This window comes from Acidovorax sp., assembly GCF_047607405.1.
In the GTDB taxonomy this organism is placed as follows: Bacteria; Pseudomonadota; Gammaproteobacteria; order Burkholderiales; family Burkholderiaceae_C; genus Acidovorax.
Genome location: NZ_JASGDA010000061.1, coordinates 15063 through 29625, shown reverse-complemented (window position 1 = coordinate 29625; position 14563 = coordinate 15063). Strand labels below are relative to the sequence as shown.

At 70.5% G+C, this 14563-nt stretch carries 13 protein-coding genes and 1 riboswitch; of the genes, 10 read left to right on the top strand and 3 right to left on the bottom strand.

The features are described from left to right. The first annotated feature begins 117 nt into the window (after positions 1-117). From hemN to QM569_RS07280, 4 genes are all read left to right on the top strand, one after another. Positions 118-1500: an oxygen-independent coproporphyrinogen III oxidase gene (gene hemN, locus QM569_RS07295; RefSeq protein ID WP_414986567.1), complete on the top strand. Its 1383-nt coding sequence runs from the start codon at positions 118-120 to the stop codon at positions 1498-1500. A gap of 73 nt (positions 1501-1573) precedes the next feature. Then, a complete protein-coding gene (locus QM569_RS07290) occupies positions 1574-2302 on the top strand; it encodes a sulfite exporter TauE/SafE family protein (protein WP_414986566.1) in 729 nt (242 codons plus the stop codon). A 64-nt stretch (positions 2303-2366) separates the two neighbouring features. Continuing rightward, positions 2367-3674: an HD-GYP domain-containing protein gene (locus tag QM569_RS07285; RefSeq protein ID WP_414986565.1), complete on the top strand. Its 1308-nt coding sequence runs from the start codon at positions 2367-2369 to the stop codon at positions 3672-3674. After that, the gene (locus tag QM569_RS07280; RefSeq protein WP_414986564.1) at positions 3671-6106 is read left to right on the top strand and encodes an EAL and GGDEF domain-containing protein; all 2436 of its coding nucleotides are present in this window, start codon (positions 3671-3673) and stop codon (positions 6104-6106) included. The genes QM569_RS07285 and QM569_RS07280 overlap by 4 nt, the downstream gene beginning before the upstream one ends. Here the strand turns inward: QM569_RS07280 and QM569_RS07275 are convergent. The 3 genes from QM569_RS07275 to QM569_RS07265 all read right to left on the bottom strand — a co-directional run bounded on the left by QM569_RS07275 (position 6076) and on the right by QM569_RS07265 (position 7692). Further along, positions 6076-6888, bottom strand: a complete 813-nt coding sequence (locus QM569_RS07275; protein WP_414986563.1) for a sulfite exporter TauE/SafE family protein — start codon at positions 6886-6888, stop codon at positions 6076-6078. The two genes, QM569_RS07280 and QM569_RS07275, sit on opposite strands and share 31 nt — an antisense overlap. Before the next feature lie 241 nt (positions 6889-7129). Continuing rightward, entirely contained in the window at positions 7130-7468 is a 339-nt protein-coding gene (locus tag QM569_RS07270) for a cell division protein ZapA (protein WP_414986562.1), read from the bottom strand. Next, entirely contained in the window at positions 7465-7692 is a 228-nt protein-coding gene (locus QM569_RS07265; protein WP_414986561.1) for a DUF904 domain-containing protein, read from the bottom strand. Before QM569_RS07265 ends, QM569_RS07270 begins: the two co-directional genes overlap by 4 nt. A gap of 37 nt (positions 7693-7729) precedes the next feature. Further along, positions 7730-7974: riboswitch (cobalamin riboswitch) on the top strand. 79 nt (positions 7975-8053) lie between these two features. Between QM569_RS07265 and QM569_RS07260 the strand changes: the two genes are divergently transcribed. From QM569_RS07260 to QM569_RS07235, 6 genes are read left to right on the top strand one after another with little or no spacing between them, the layout of a single operon-like run. After that, complete coding sequence (locus QM569_RS07260; RefSeq protein WP_414986560.1) at positions 8054-9886, top strand: TonB-dependent receptor domain-containing protein; 1833 nt, start codon at positions 8054-8056, stop codon at positions 9884-9886. Continuing rightward, complete coding sequence (locus QM569_RS07255) at positions 9871-11211, top strand: cobyrinate a,c-diamide synthase (RefSeq protein WP_414986559.1); 1341 nt, start codon at positions 9871-9873, stop codon at positions 11209-11211. Before QM569_RS07260 ends, QM569_RS07255 begins: the two co-directional genes overlap by 16 nt. After that, entirely contained in the window at positions 11208-11783 is a 576-nt protein-coding gene (locus tag QM569_RS07250) for a bifunctional adenosylcobinamide kinase/adenosylcobinamide-phosphate guanylyltransferase (RefSeq protein WP_414986558.1), read from the top strand. The genes QM569_RS07255 and QM569_RS07250 overlap by 4 nt, the downstream gene beginning before the upstream one ends. Further along, on the top strand, positions 11780-12682 hold the full coding sequence (locus QM569_RS07245; RefSeq protein ID WP_414986557.1) for an ABC transporter substrate-binding protein: 903 nt from the start codon (positions 11780-11782) through the stop codon (positions 12680-12682). The genes QM569_RS07250 and QM569_RS07245 overlap by 4 nt, the downstream gene beginning before the upstream one ends. Further along, complete coding sequence (locus QM569_RS07240; protein ID WP_414986556.1) at positions 12679-13734, top strand: FecCD family ABC transporter permease; 1056 nt, start codon at positions 12679-12681, stop codon at positions 13732-13734. Before QM569_RS07245 ends, QM569_RS07240 begins: the two co-directional genes overlap by 4 nt. After that, on the top strand, positions 13731-14498 hold the full coding sequence (locus tag QM569_RS07235; RefSeq protein WP_414986555.1) for an ABC transporter ATP-binding protein: 768 nt from the start codon (positions 13731-13733) through the stop codon (positions 14496-14498). The genes QM569_RS07240 and QM569_RS07235 overlap by 4 nt, the downstream gene beginning before the upstream one ends. The last annotated feature ends 65 nt before the right edge of the window (positions 14499-14563 follow it).

Below are 14563 nucleotides of genomic sequence, written 5' to 3'. Positions count from 1 at the left end.
TGCGGCTGACATGCGTCAAATTGTCGCTGCCCGGCCCGTTTCATTGCTTGACGTAGATCAAGGACGCGGGCGGCGGCCTGCGGCAAAGTCTAGACGCAAGCACCTGCCCCGCCCACCATGACCGCTGTTTCACCCGAGCTTCTGCGCCGTTTCGACGTGCCGGGGCCCCGCTATACCTCCTACCCCACGGCAGACCGCTTCGTCGAAGCCTTTGGCCTTGAAGACTACGTCCTCGCCCTGCAGCAGCGCCGCAGGGGCGCGGCTTTCAGGGCGCTGCCCCTTTCGCTGTACGTACACGTGCCGTTCTGTGCGTCGCTGTGCTACTACTGTGCCTGCAACAAGATCATCACCCGGCACCACGACAAGGCCGACACCTACCTGCGCTACCTCCAACGCGAGATCGACCTGCACACAGCCCACTGCGGTACCGGCCAGGTGGTGAGCCAGCTGCACCTGGGCGGCGGCACGCCCACCTTTCTGTCGGACGAGGGCCTGCGCGCGCTGATGGCGATGCTCAAGCGCAGCTTCACGCTGGCGCCGGGCGGCGAATACTCCATCGAGGTGGACCCGCGCACCGTCACGCCCGAACGCCTGGCCGTGCTGGCCGAGCTGGGCTTCAACCGCCTGAGCTTCGGCGTGCAGGACTTCGATGCCGAGGTGCAGAAGGCCGTACACCGCATCCAGCCCGCAAACCAAGTGTTCGCGCTGGTCGAAGCGGCCCGCGCCTTGGGCTTCGAGTCGGTCAACGTGGACCTGATCTACGGCCTGCCGCGCCAGACGCCCGAGTCCTTCGACCGCACGCTGGCCCAGGTGGCCGCGCTGCGGCCCGACCGCATCGCGCTGTACGCCTACGCCCATCTGCCCGAGCGCTTCAAGCCCCAGCGCCGCATCGCCGCCGCCGAGCTGCCGGGTGCCAGCGCCAAGCTGGCGATGCTCTCGCGCTCGCTGGACGCCTTCATGGGCGCGGGCTACGTCTATGTGGGCATGGACCACTTCGCCCTGCCCGGCGACGCCCTTGCCGTTGCCAAGCGCCAGGGGCGGCTGCACCGCAACTTCCAGGGCTACAGCACGCAGCCCGACTGCGACCTGATCGGCCTGGGCGTGTCGGCCATAGGCCGCGTGGGCGCCACCTACAGCCAGAACGCCAAGACGCTGGACGAGTACTACGACCTCCTGGACCAGGGCCGCCTGCCCGTGGTGCGGGGGCTGGCGCTCACGCGCGACGACCTCGTGCGCCGCGCTGCCATCATGGCGCTGATGTGCCAGGGCGAACTGCTGTTCGAGCCCATGGAGCAAGCCTGGCTGATCGACTTTCGGCACTACTTCGCGGCCGAGATCGGGCAGCTCGAAGGCATGGCCGCGCAGGGCCTGGTGCGCATGCGGCCCGACGGCATCGAGGTCACCGCCAGCGGCTGGTTCTTCGTGCGTGGCATTGCCATGGTGTTCGACCGGTACCTGCAGGCCGACCGCAACCGGGCGCGCTTCTCGCGCATCATTTGATGTATGCTATTAGAAATATAGCTGCTCGTGCTTGATGGATAAGCGCTGGAGGCCAATTTGATGCTTGTTTCTGATGCTTGACGCCACGTCCCTCGCCGTCGCCTGGAGCGCCTTGCTGATGGGCCTTGCGGGCGGCGCCCATTGCCTGGCCATGTGTGCCGCGCCCTGTGGCGCGCTGGTGGGGCAGGGTGGCGGCGAGGGTGGCGGGGTGCAGCCCGTACGCTGGGCGCCCCGGGGCGGCGTCGCGCGGCGTGCAGTGGCCTTTCATGCGGGGCGGCTCGGGGGCTATTCGGCGGCGGGCGCCTTGGCGGCCATCGCCATGGACGGCCTGGCCTGGCTCACCCGGCAGGCCACGGCACTGCACCCGGTCTGGACGCTGATGCACGTGGCCGTCATGGCCTGGGGGCTGATGCTGCTGGTGCAGGCGCGCCAGCCCGCCTGGGTGGAAGGCGCGGGCCGCGCCGTGTGGGGCCGCGTGCGCCCGCTGGTGGGCGCGCCGGGCGGGGTGCTGGCGGCGGGATTCCTGTGGGCGCTGATGCCCTGCGGCCTGCTGTACTCGGCCCTGCTCGTGGCGGCCTTGAGCGGCGGGCCGCTGCAGGGCGCGCTGGCCATGGCCCTGTTCGGCATCGGCAGCGGCACGTGGCTGGTGGGCGGGCGCTGGGCCTGGAGCCGCATCCGCCGTCGCCTCGACGGCTGGCGCGCCGAATGGGGTACCCGCGTGGCGGGCGGCCTGCTGTGCGGCGTGGCCGTGTGGGCGCTGTGGGTGGACCTCATCTACAAGCCCTCGCTCTGGTGCCGCTGAAGCACTTGCAGCGCCCGGCGATAATCTGCGGCATCGGCGCGTCCGCATTGCCCGCATCCTGAACGTGACCTCCTCCATCCTCATCGACATCAGCCAACTGCGGGTCGGCATGTACATCCAGCTCGACGTGGGCTGGATGCGCCACCCGTTTCCGGTGAGCAGCTTCCGTGTGGCGTCTGCGGAGCAGATCGCCACGCTGCGCCAACTGGGGCTGACCGAGGTGCGTTACGTCCCCCACAAAAGCGACCCCGGCCAGCGTGAGCTGGTCCCGTCCGCCTGGAGCGTGCCCGCGATGGAATCGGCCCCGTCCAACGGGCTGGACGCGGGCGGCGCCCTGCCGTCGGCAGACAGGGCCGCCCAGCGCCGCCGCGAATTGCTGGAGATGCAGAACCGCACCCTGGCCGTCTGCAACCAGCGCTTTGGCGAGGCCACGCGGCAGTACCAGTCGCTGGAGCGGGTGGTGTCCGACAACCCGCTGCAGGCGCGCGCCACCAGCGAGGAACTGGTCAACGGCTGTGTCGATGAGCTGCTGGAGAACGGCGACTCCGTCATCCGCCTGCTGTCCGAGGGCGTGGGCGAGCGCAACGCGCAGCACCCGGTCAACGTCATGGTGATCTCCCTGCTGCTGGGCCGCACGCTGGGCATGAAGAGCACCGAACTGCACGACCTGGGCGTGGCCGCGCTGCTGCACGACCTGGGCAAGATCAAGCTGCCGCCCAACCTGCGCCAGCCCACGCCGTCCCTGATCCCCATGGAGCGCACGCGCTACGAAAGCCACGTGGCCGAGTCCGTCGCCCTGGCAAAGCGCATGGAGCTGCCCGAGGCCGTGGTCACCGCCATCGCGCGCCACCACGAGATGGCCGACGGCAGCGGCTTCCCGCTGCGCCTGTACGGCCCCGACCTGGACCGGGCGAGCCAGGTGCTGGCCCTGGTCAACCACTACGACCGCATGTGCAACCCCGCCGCCGGGGTGGACGCGCTCACCCCGCACGAGGCGCTGTCCATCATCTTCGCGCAGCTCAAGGCGCGCTTCGGTTCGGTGGTGCTGGGCGCCTTCATCCGCATGATGGGCGTCTATCCGCCGGGCTCCGTCGTCCAACTGGTCAACGACCGCTACGCCATCGTCGCGTCGGTCAACTCGTCCCGCCCGCTGCGGCCCAAGGTCATCGTGTACGACCCGAGCGTGCCCAAGGACGAGGCCCCGATCCTCGACCTGGAGGCGGTGCCCGAGCTGGGCATACGGCGCTGCATCAAGCCCGCGCAACTGCCGCGCGACGCGCTGGACTACCTGTCGCCCCGGCAGCGCATCTGCTACTTCTTCGAACGTGCGGTCAGCCCCGACCCCGACGACGCCGACGAGGCCGACGCGTGACGGCGCCGCCATCCCACGGCTGGCTCGACGCCCTGCAGGAAGCCGTCTGGCTGGTCGATGAAACCACCCTGCTGATCCTGCACGCCAACGCCGCTGCCGAGCGGCTCGCGGGCATGCCCGCAGCCGCCATGGTGGGCACGCCCGTGCTGCGCCTGGCCAGCACGCCGCAGGACATCGCCTTCTGGGGCGAGTCCGCGCAGGCCGTGGCGGACGGCATCCATTCGCACACCCATTTGCTGCGCGCCGACGGTAGCCTGGTACACGTGGAGCGCAAGGTGGCGCGCGTGCCCTGGGGCGCCGAGGGCGGCACCGCCATCATGGTGACCATGCTCGACCGCAGCGGGCAGGAGGCCACCGAGCGCGAGCTGGAGACCCTGCTGTCCGAGCTGCGCGCCACGCTGGACTCGGCCGCCGACGGCATGCTGGTATGCAGCCTGGACGGGCGGGTGCGCGCCTTCAACCAGCGCCTGGCCCAGCTCTGGAACATTCCGCGCGAGCTGCTGCTCACGCGCAACGACGCTGCCCTGCAGGCCCACATGGCCGCCCAGGTGCAGGACGGCGCCGCCTACGCCGCGCGCCTGGCCGCCATCGCCCGCGAGCCGCTGCAGGAGAGCACCGACATCATCCGGCTGCGCAGCGGCGCGGTGCTGGAGCAGCGCTCCACCCCGCAGCTCAGCCAGGGGCGCGCGGCGGGCCGCGTCTTTTCGTACCGCGACATCACGCAACTGACCGAGAACCAGGCCAACCAGCGCCTGGCGGCCCGGGCGTTCGAGTCCAGCCTGGACGCCATCTTCATCGCCGACAGCCAGCACCGCATCCTGCGCATGAACCCAGGCTGTGCGCGCCTTCTGGGGCCGTCGGTCAGCACGTTCCAGGGCAGCATGGTGGCCTCGTTGTTCGGCAGCGGGGCCGCACCGGCCTTGATGGAGCAGGTGCAGCAGGCGTGGGACGCAGAAGGCTTCTGGGAAGGCGAGCTTTGGCTGCCCCGCGACGGCGGCGCCTACTGCGCCGTGCAGCTGTCATGGGTGGCGCTGCGCGACGATGAGGGGCGGCTGGTGCAGAGCATAGGCTTCATGCGCGACCTGACCGAGCAGCACGCGGCGCAAAAGCGCATCGAGGAGCTGGCCTACAGCGACGTGCTCACGGGGCTGCCCAACCGCCTGCTGCTGTCGCAGCGCGTGGACACGGCCATTCAGGGCGCTCTCCAGAGCGGCACGGGCTTTGCCATCCTGTTCCTGGACCTGGACCGTTTCAAGATCATCAACGACTCGCTGGGCCATGCCTTCGGCGACCGTGTGCTGCAGCTCGTGGCCGAGCGCCTGCAGGCCTGCCTGCGCCAGACCGACATGCTGTGCCGCCTGGGCGGCGACGAGTTCGTCATCTACCTGCACGGCGGCGACGTCACGGTGGCCGAGAGCGTCGCGCGGCGCATCCTGGACGACATGCGGGGCGCCTTCATGCTCGACGGCGTGGGCTTTTCCATCCAGTGCAGCATCGGCATGGCGCTGTACCCGCAGGACGGCGCCACGCTGGACGACCTGATCAAGCAGGCCGACACCGCCATGTACCGTGTCAAGGAGCGGGGCCGGGGCAGCTACGGCTTCTACCAGCCGCAGATGAACGCCGACCTGCTCTCGCGCATGCGGCTGGAGCATGCTATGCGGCAGGCGCTGGGCCTGCAGCGCATGGAGGTGCATTACCAGCCGCAGGTCAACATGGCGACGGGGCGCATCACCGGCGCCGAGGCCCTCATCCGTTGGACGGACCCGGAGTTCGGCGCCGTTGCGCCCTCGCAGTTCATCCCGCTGGCCGAGGAGTCTGGCTACATCGTCACGCTGGGCGCCTGGGTGATGGAGCAGGCAGTGCGCGAGGCGGCGGCGTGGATGCACGGCGGCACGCCGGTCATGATCTCGGTGAACGTGTCGGCGCTGGAGTTCCGCCAGCCCGACTTCGTGGACCGCATCACGCGCCTGCTGGCGGTACACCAGCTGCCGCCCACCCTGCTGGAGCTGGAGCTGACCGAAACCATCCTGCTGCAGGACGCGCCGGAGATGGAGCAGCGCCTGCGCGAGCTGGCCGACCTGGGGCTGGGCCTGGCGATCGATGACTTCGGCACCGGCTATTCCAGCCTGGCCTACCTCAAGAAGCTGCCGATCCACAAGCTCAAGATCGACCAGTCCTTCGTGCGCGGGCTGCCCGACGACGATGGCGACCGGGCCATCGTGGGCGCCATCATCAGCATGGGCCGCGCCCTGCACATCGACGTGGTGGCGGAGGGCGTGGAGACCGAGACCCAGCAGGCCGTGCTGCAGCAGATGCAGTGCGACCACTACCAGGGCTTTCTCTGCGCGCCGGGCCTGCCCGCGCACGAGTTCCGCGCCCTGCTGGCGCGGCCCCAGCATCAGGCCATCAGGCCCTTCCACAGCATATAGGCCGCCAGCCCGAACAGCAGCGACGCGAACACGCGCTTGAGCTGCTTGACCGGCAGGCCGTGCGCCGCCTTGGCACCCAGCGGGGCCGTGAGAACGCTGCAGGTGGCGATCACCGCCAGCGCGGGCAGCCAGATGTAGCCCAGCGAGGCCGGGGGCAGGTTGGGTACGTTCTGCCCGCCGATGGCGTAGCCCACCACGTTGGCCAGCGCGATGGGGAAGCCCAGCGCGGCGCTGGTCGCCACCGCGTTGTGGATGGGTACGTTGCACCAGGTCATGAACGGTACGCTGACGAAGCCGCCGCCCGCGCCCACCAGGCCCGACAGGAAGCCGATCACGCCGCCCGCAGCCACCTGGCCCGCAGCGCCGGGCATCTGGCGCGACGGCGCGGGCTTCTTGTCCAGGAACATCTGCGTGGCCGAGAAGCTCACGAACAGCGCGAAGAAGATGGCCAGGAACGAACCCTTGAGCAGCGCGAACACGCCCAGGCTGGCCGCGAAGCCACCCAGCACGATGCCCGGTGCCAGGCGCTGGACGATGTCCCAGCGCACCGCGCCGCGCTGGTGGTGGGCGCGCACGCTGGAGACCGACGTGAACATGATGGTCGCCATCGACGTGGCGATGGCCATCTTCACCGCCAGGTCCGGCGCCACCTGCCGCGCGCCCAGGATGTAGGTCAGGAAGGGCACGAGCAGCATGCCGCCGCCAATGCCCAGCAGGCCCGCCAGAAAGCCGGTGGCCAGGCCCAGCACGCCAAGTTCAACGATCAGGAGAGGGTCCAGCATGGGCGAGAGAGCAGGGGGAGGGGGAAAAGAAAGAGGGTGTCTGCGATGGCCACCGGACCCTCATCCTGAACCGGGGGTTCAGGTGGGCGAGGGCAGCCAGGCGTTGGGTTCATCTGACGCGAGATGATCACGCTCACCGGGCGATGTACCAGGCCCGAGCTCGTTGAGCATTGGTTCAAGGAAATATAAAGCCCGGCGGCATCGCAGACAGGGCCGATTGTAGGCGCTTGGGCGCCCGCGTTCAGAGCAGGCGGCCGTCGCTGCCCAGGGTCTCGTCCAGGCGCTGCAGCAGCGCCGCGAGGCGCTCTTGCTCGCCTTCGGCCAGCGGGGCTGCGGCCTGCGCCGGGGCGGGTGCGGCGGGGCGCGCCAGGTCTGCCGCCTCGCGGTCGGCGATCTCGAAGGCCAGGTTCAGCGCGGCCAGCACCGCGATGCGCTCGCGGGCGCGCACCTTGCCCGCGTCGCGGATGCGGGTCATGGCCGTGTCCACACGCTCCACGGCGTCCAGCAGGCGGCTCTCGCGGCCCTCGGGGCAGGTCAGCAGGTAGCTTTGTTGCAGGATCTGCACCTCGATCTGCTTCATTCTTCGGACTCTTTCGTGGCGGGGGCCGCAGCGGGCAGGCGCTCCAGCAGGGCATCGACCCGGGCGCGCGCCGCAGAGAGGCGGGACTTGAGCGAATCGCGCTCCTGCGTGAGGGCGGCCACCTGTTCGGCGAGCAGGGCGTTGGTGCGCTGCAGCTCGGCGTGGCGCAGCAGCAGGCGTTCGACGCGCTCGGCGATCTGGTCGGTGGTGGACGGTGTGGCCATACGGACTTCGAGTGTAGCGTTGCAGTTTGTAAACGGTCGTAAAATCCCTGCCGTTGGTGCTCGCGGTGTGGTTCGCATGCCGCAGTTCAACGGGAAGCAGGGAGGTGTCCCGCCAGGGAAATGCACCGAGCCTGCGCTGCCCCCGCAACGGTCAGCGGACGAATCGTTTCCACGCGATTCCCTCTCCATCACCACGCCACTGCGCGCCTTGAACAAGCGCGTGGGAAGGCTTTGGAGAGCGCTCCGCCAGCCCGGATACCGGCCAACACGGTGGCTGCATGCCTGCCCTGGCGTACGGTCGTTTTCACCCATATGTCGGCGGGGAAGCCGATGCGGGTTGTTTGATGATGTTGAGTTCCCCATGAAAAACCGTACCTCCCGTGCGCGCCTGCGCCCCTGCGCATTTGCCGCCCTGTCCCTGGTTGCCGCGCTGGCGCATGCCCAGGCGCCCGCGCTGCAAGAGACCGTGGTCACCGCCACGCGCACCGCGCAGCCGCTGACCGACATCGTGGCCGACGTGTCCGTCGTGGACCGTGAAACCATCGAAGCCGCAGGCGCCAATGGCCTGGTGGACCTGCTGGCGCGCCTGCCCGGCGTCGAGATCACCCGCAACGGCGGCGTGGGCAACTCGTCCAACGTGTTCCTGCGCGGCGCCGAGGGGCGCTTCGCCGCCGTCTATATCGACGGCGTGCGCGTGGACTCGCAGTCCGTCGGCGGCGCGGTGTGGGAGCAGATCCCGCTGTCGCAGATCGACCGGATCGAAGTGCTGCGCGGCCCCGCCGCCGCCGTGTACGGCTCGGACGCCATCGGCGGCGTGATCCAGCTCTTCACCAAAAAGGGCGAGGGCACAGCGGCGCCGTACGTGGGCGTCGGCCTGGGCACGCACAATCTGCGCAGGATCGAGGCGGGCGTGAGCGGCGCGTCGGGCGCATTCGACTATGCCCTGGGCCTGGCCCGCGAGCAGAGCGACGGTTACGACATCCGCGACAGCGCGGGCCACAACCCCGACAGGGACGGCTACCGCTCCACCGCAGGCAATGCGCGCCTGGGGCTGCAGATCAACGCCGCCCACCGGCTCGATGCCACGCTGCTGGCCAACCAGATGGAGTCGGGCTACGACGGCTTCACCTACACCCCAGCCAGCCCCGAGAACGACCAGAACGACAACCGCATGCACACGGCGGGCCTCACCTGGTCGGCCAAATGGACGGATGCCTTCAGCTCGCGCGTCTCGGTTACCGATTCGGTCAGCCGCTACGAAACCACGCCCTCGTACTACCTCACACGCACGCACCTGCGCGGCTACCTGTGGCAGAACGAATACCGCCTGGGCGCGCACCTGTTCACCGCCGCGCTGGAGCGCCGCGAGGACGGGTTGACCAACGCCCCCATCGACCGCGAACGCTCGCAGGACGCGCTGGCGCTGGGCTGGGGCTACCACGCGAACGGCCACACGCTGCAGGTCAACCTGCGCCACGACTCCGACAGCGAGTTCGGCGGCAAGGACACGGGCAGCATCGCCTACGGCTACGCCCTCACGCCCACGCTGCGCGCCACGGCATCGGCGGGCACGGCCTTTCGCGCGCCCACGCTGTACCAGCGCTTCAGCGCCTACGGCGACGCCAGCCTGAAGCCCGAGGAAGGCCGCAACGTCGAAGTGGGCCTGCGCTACGCCAGCGGCGCCACCACTGCCAGCGTGGTGGCCTACCGCAACCGCGTGAACAACCTCATCATCTTCGACGGCACCGCCACGGCCTGCGGCGCGCTGTACGGCTGCTACAACAGCGTGGGCCGGGCCGAGTACAAGGGCGTGACGCTGGCAGCGGGCCACCGCATCGCGGGCGTCACGCTGCGCGGCTCCATCGACTTCCAGAACCCCAGGGACCTGACCACGGGCAAGCTGCTGCAGCGCCGCGCCAGGCGGCATGCCAGCTTTGGCGCCGACACGGTGCTGGCGGGCTGGACGCTGGGCGCCGAGGTGCAGGCGTCGGGCCGCCGCTTCGAGAACGCCGCCAACACGCAGGTGCTGAGCGGCTACGCCCTCGTCAACCTCTACGCCAGCACGCGCATCGCGCGCGACTTCACGCTGCTGGCGCGCGTGGACAACCTGAGCGACAAGGACTACCAGGTGGCGCGCACCTACGTGGCGCCGGGGCGCACGCTCTACGTCGGCCTGAAGTGGGCGCCGCGCTGAACGGCGCACGCTGCCCCGCCGTGCTCGTCACGGCGGCGGCGTCCGGCCAGGGCAAGACCACCGTCACCGCCGCCCTGGCCCGCCTGCATGCGCGCCAGGGTCGGCGCGTGTACGTGTTCAAGTGCGGGCCGGACTTCCTCGACCCGCAGTGGCACCAGATTGCCAGCGGCACGCCTGCGCACCCGCTCGACCTGTGGATGACCGGCGAGCAGGACACCCGCGCGCGCCTGCATGCCGCAGCACTTGAGGCCGACCTGATCCTCGTCGAAGGCGCCATGGGCCTGTTCGACGGCACGCCCAGCGCCGCCGACCTGGCCGAGCGGCTGGGCCTGCCCGTGCTGGCCGTCGTGGACGCATCGGCCATGGCGGCCACCTTTGGCGCGCTGGCGCTGGGCCTGCAGCACTACCGGCCCGGCCTGCGCTGGGCGGGCGTGCTGGCGAACCGCGTGGCGAGCGAGCGGCACGCGCAACTGCTGCAGGGCGGCCTGCGCACGCCGGAGCACTGGCTGGGTGCAATCCACCGCGTTTCGGTGCGTGTCGGCGATCAGAGTTTGCTGCCCGAGCGCCACCTGGGCCTCGTCAGCGCGCCGGAGCTGGCCGACCGCATGCAGCGCCTGGACGCCGCCGCCGATGCGCTGGCCGCCACGCCGCTGGGCCGGATGACGCTGCAGGACTGGCAGCGCTGGGCCGTGGACTTTGCGCCGCCCGATGCCGAACAAGAGACCCCGCCGCTGCTCGCGGGCCGTACCGTGGCCGTGGCGCGGGATGCCGCCTTTTGCTTTATCTACCAGGCCAACATCGACTGCCTGCGCCGCCTGGGCGCGCAGGTGGTGTTCTTCTCGCCACTGCAGGATGCCGCGCTGCCGCCCTGCGACGCGCTGTGGCTGCCCGGCGGCTATCCCGAGCTGCACGCCGAGCGCCTGGCCGCCAACCAGGCGCTGCGCGACAGCCTCGCCGCCCACGTCGCGCAGGGCAGGCCCGTGTGGGCCGAGTGCGGCGGCATGATGGCCCTGTGCGATGCGATCACGCTCGCCGACGGCACGCGCCACGCCGCCTGGGGCCTGCTGCCGGGCGCGGTGCGCATGCAGCGGCGCCTGGCGGCGCTGGGGCCGCAGCAGCTCGACCTGGACGGCGACGTTCTGCGCGGCCACACCTTCCACTACTCCACGCTGGAGAGCAGTGCCCCCATCCTCACCCGCACCACGCGCCCGGCGGGCGTACACGGCGCGGGCGAGGCCGTGTATCGCCACGGTAGCATCCACGCCAGCTACTTCCACGCCTGGTTCCCCTCCAGCCCCGCCGCCATCGCCCGCCTGCTGACATGACCCTTGTCCTTGCCAAGAGCGAACTCATCCTGGGCGGCCAGAAAAGCGGCAAGTCCCGCCGGGCCGAACTGCTGGCCCGCGACTGGCTGGCCCAGTCCCCCGCGCACCGCGCCCTGCTCATCGCCACCGGCGAGCCGCACGACGACGAGATGCGCGCGCGCATCGCCCGCCACCAGCGCGAGCGCGCCGAGCGCGTGCCGGGCCTGGCCACCGTGGAAGAGCCGCGCGACCTGGCGGCGGCCATCACCCGGCATGGGGCGGAACATACCCTGATCGTGGTGGACTGCCTCACGCTCTGGCTCACCAACCTGCTGATGCCGAAATATGAGCCAAATCGGCCTCCAGTGCTTGACTGGCAAGCACATGCAGCTATTGTTTTAAGAGCAATTCAGCAATCTCCGGGGCCGGTTGTCCTGGTGGGCAACGAAATCGGCCTGGGGGTCATTCCGATGGGGCGCGAGGTGCGCGCCTTCGTCGATGCGTTGGGCGCGCTCAACCAGCAGGCCGCGCAAGTTTGCGAGCGCGTGACCCTGATGGCAGCCGGCCTGCCGCTGTTCCTGAAAAACCCATGAAACCCACCCCCATCCGCCGCATCCTCTGGGTGCTTGCCATCGTCGCCTTGCTGGGCCTGCTCATGGCGGGGCTGGCCCGCGCCGAGGCTGTGCAGATCACCGATGGCCGGGGCCGCGTGGTCACCATCGCCCAGCCGCCGCAGCGCATCGCCAGCCTGCTGCCCTCGCTGACGGAGAGCGTCTGCGCCCTGGGCGAATGCCACCGCATCGTGGGGGTGGACCGCTTCTCCAACTGGCCCGAATCGGTCAAGAAACTGCCCCAGCTGGGCGGCTACATCGACCCCAGCGTCGAGGCCGTGGTGGCCCTGAAGCCCGACCTGGTGCTGGTGGCCAGCAGCACCCGTGCCAGCGAACGGCTGGAGGCGCTGGGCCTCACGGTGCTGGCGCTGGAGCCCAAGACGCATGCCGACGTGCGCCGCGTGCTGCGCGACGTGGCGCGTGCGCTGCATCTGTCCGACCCGCAGGCCGCCGCCGACAGGCTCTGGCGCGAGATCGACGCGGGCGTGCAGGCGGCGGTGCAGTCGCTGCCGCCCAAGGCGCGCGGCGCGCGGGTCTATTTCGAGGTGAGCCGGGGGCCGTATGCGGCGGGCACGGCGTCCTTCATCGGCGAAACACTCGCCAGGCTGGGCGCGGTGAACGTGGTCACTGCCGACCTGGGCCCCTTCCCGCGCCTGAACCCCGAGTACGTGGTGCGCGCCAACCCCAGCGTCATCATGGTCGGCAACCGCAGCATGCAGCCCATGGTGATGTATCCGGGCTGGCAGGGCATAGCCGCAGTGCGCGAGCAGCGCGTGTGCGTGTTCGGCCCCGGCGAATCCGACGTGGTGGTGCGCCCCGGCCCGCGCATGGCCGAGGCCGCGCGCATCATGGCGCAGTGCCTGGCGGAGAAGGCGCGATGAAGCGCTCCGCCCTGTCTTCACACCCTCTCCCTCTGGGAGAGGGCAGGGGTGAGGGCCAGCGCCGCGCCCTGTGGTGCGCCCTGTGGCTGCTGCTCGCCAGTGCCGCGCTGCTGCTCACCGGCGTGGGCGTGGGCAGCACCGGCTTCGAGAGCGTGCTGCGCATGTGGGATGAACCCGTGGCCCGCCAGATCGTGTGGGACATCCGCCTGCCGCGCACGCTGGGCGCGTGGCTGGCGGGCGCGCTGCTGGGCCTGGCGGGCGCGGTGGCGCAGGGCCTGTTCCGCAACCCGCTGGCCGACCCGTACCTGCTGGGCAGCGCCTCGGGCGCGGCGCTGGGCGGGGCGGTGGCGATGGCGCTGTTCGGCACCTCGCCGCTGGCCACGCAATGGTTCACGCGTCTGGGCGTCACGGGCATGGCCTTCATCGGCGCGGCGGGCGCCGTGGTGCTGACGCTGGCGCTGGCGCGCGGCGTGCAGCACACGCTGCGCCTGCTGCTGGCGGGCGTGATCGTGGGCGTGGTGCTGGGCGCGCTGCGCGACCTGGTGGAACTGGCATCGCCCGACATCCTGCAGTCCATGCAGTCCTTCACCCTGGGCACCACCAGCTTCGTCGGCTGGCTGGCCTGCGCGCTGATGGCCGGTGCGCTGGCCCTGTGTGTGCTGCTGGCCTGGGTGCTGGCGCGCGCGCTCGACGGCCTCACGCTGGGCGAGGCCACCGCCGCCAGCCTGGGCCTGCCGCTCGCGCCCATGCGCGCGGGGCTGGTGGCCGCGCTGGCCTTGGCAACGGGCACGGCTGTGGCGCAAACGGGCCTGATCGCCTTCGTCGGCCTGGCCGCGCCGCACCTGGTGCGCTCCATCGTGCGCGTGACGCACGAGCGGCACATCGTGCTGTCGGCCCTCATGGGCGCCACGCTGCTGCTGGCCGCCGACATCCTGGCGCGCTGGCTGCTCGCGCCGCACGAGCTGCCCGTGGGCGTGCTCACCGCCGCCTTGGGCGGCAGCTACCTGCTGTGGCTGATGCACCGGCGCACCTCGCAGGGCGCTGCACTATGAAATCCATAGCTGTAAGCGCCCGTCAGATAAGCGCCGGCATCGGAAAACGCTTGATATTGCAGGGCATAACCCTGCAACTGCCGGAGGGCCGCTGGACCAGCATCGTCGGCCCCAACGGCGCGGGCAAATCCACCTTGCTGAAAGTGCTGGCGGGCCTGCTGCCCGCGCAGGGCGATGTTGCGCTGCTGGGCCGCTCCCTGCATGCCATCCCCTCGCGCGAACGCGCCCGCCTGCTGGCCTGGCTGGGGCAGAACGAAGGCTCCGCCGAAGACCTGACCAGCTACGACGTGGCCATGCTGGGCCGCCTGCCGCACCAGCCCTGGCTGGCCCCGCCCGCCGCCGCCGACCACGCCGCCGTCGAACAGGCCCTGCGCACCACGCAGGCGTGGGACTGGCGCGACCGGCCCCTGGCGCAACTGTCGGGCGGCGAGCGCCAGCGCGTGCTGCTGGCCCGCGCCCTGGCCGTGCAGGCGCGCGTGCTGCTGATGGACGAGCCGCTCGCCAACCTCGACCCACCGCACCAGACCGACTGGCTGCACACCGTGCGCGCCCTCGTCGCGGGCGGCGGCACGGTGGTCAGCGTGTTGCATGAAGTGTCGATAGCGCTGCAGGCTGACGACATGGTCATCATGGCCGCGGGCCGCGTGGTGTGGCACGGTGCCTGCGCCGACCCGGCCACGCACGCCGCGCTGGAGCAAGTGTTCGATCACCGCATCCGCGTGCGCGAACTCGACGGCGCGTGGATCGCATTACCCTCCCTCTAGAGCGTGTTATGCACTTTTACGTACCCACGTTGGGCCAAAAGGCCAGTGATCGCAAGGCGCAGGCC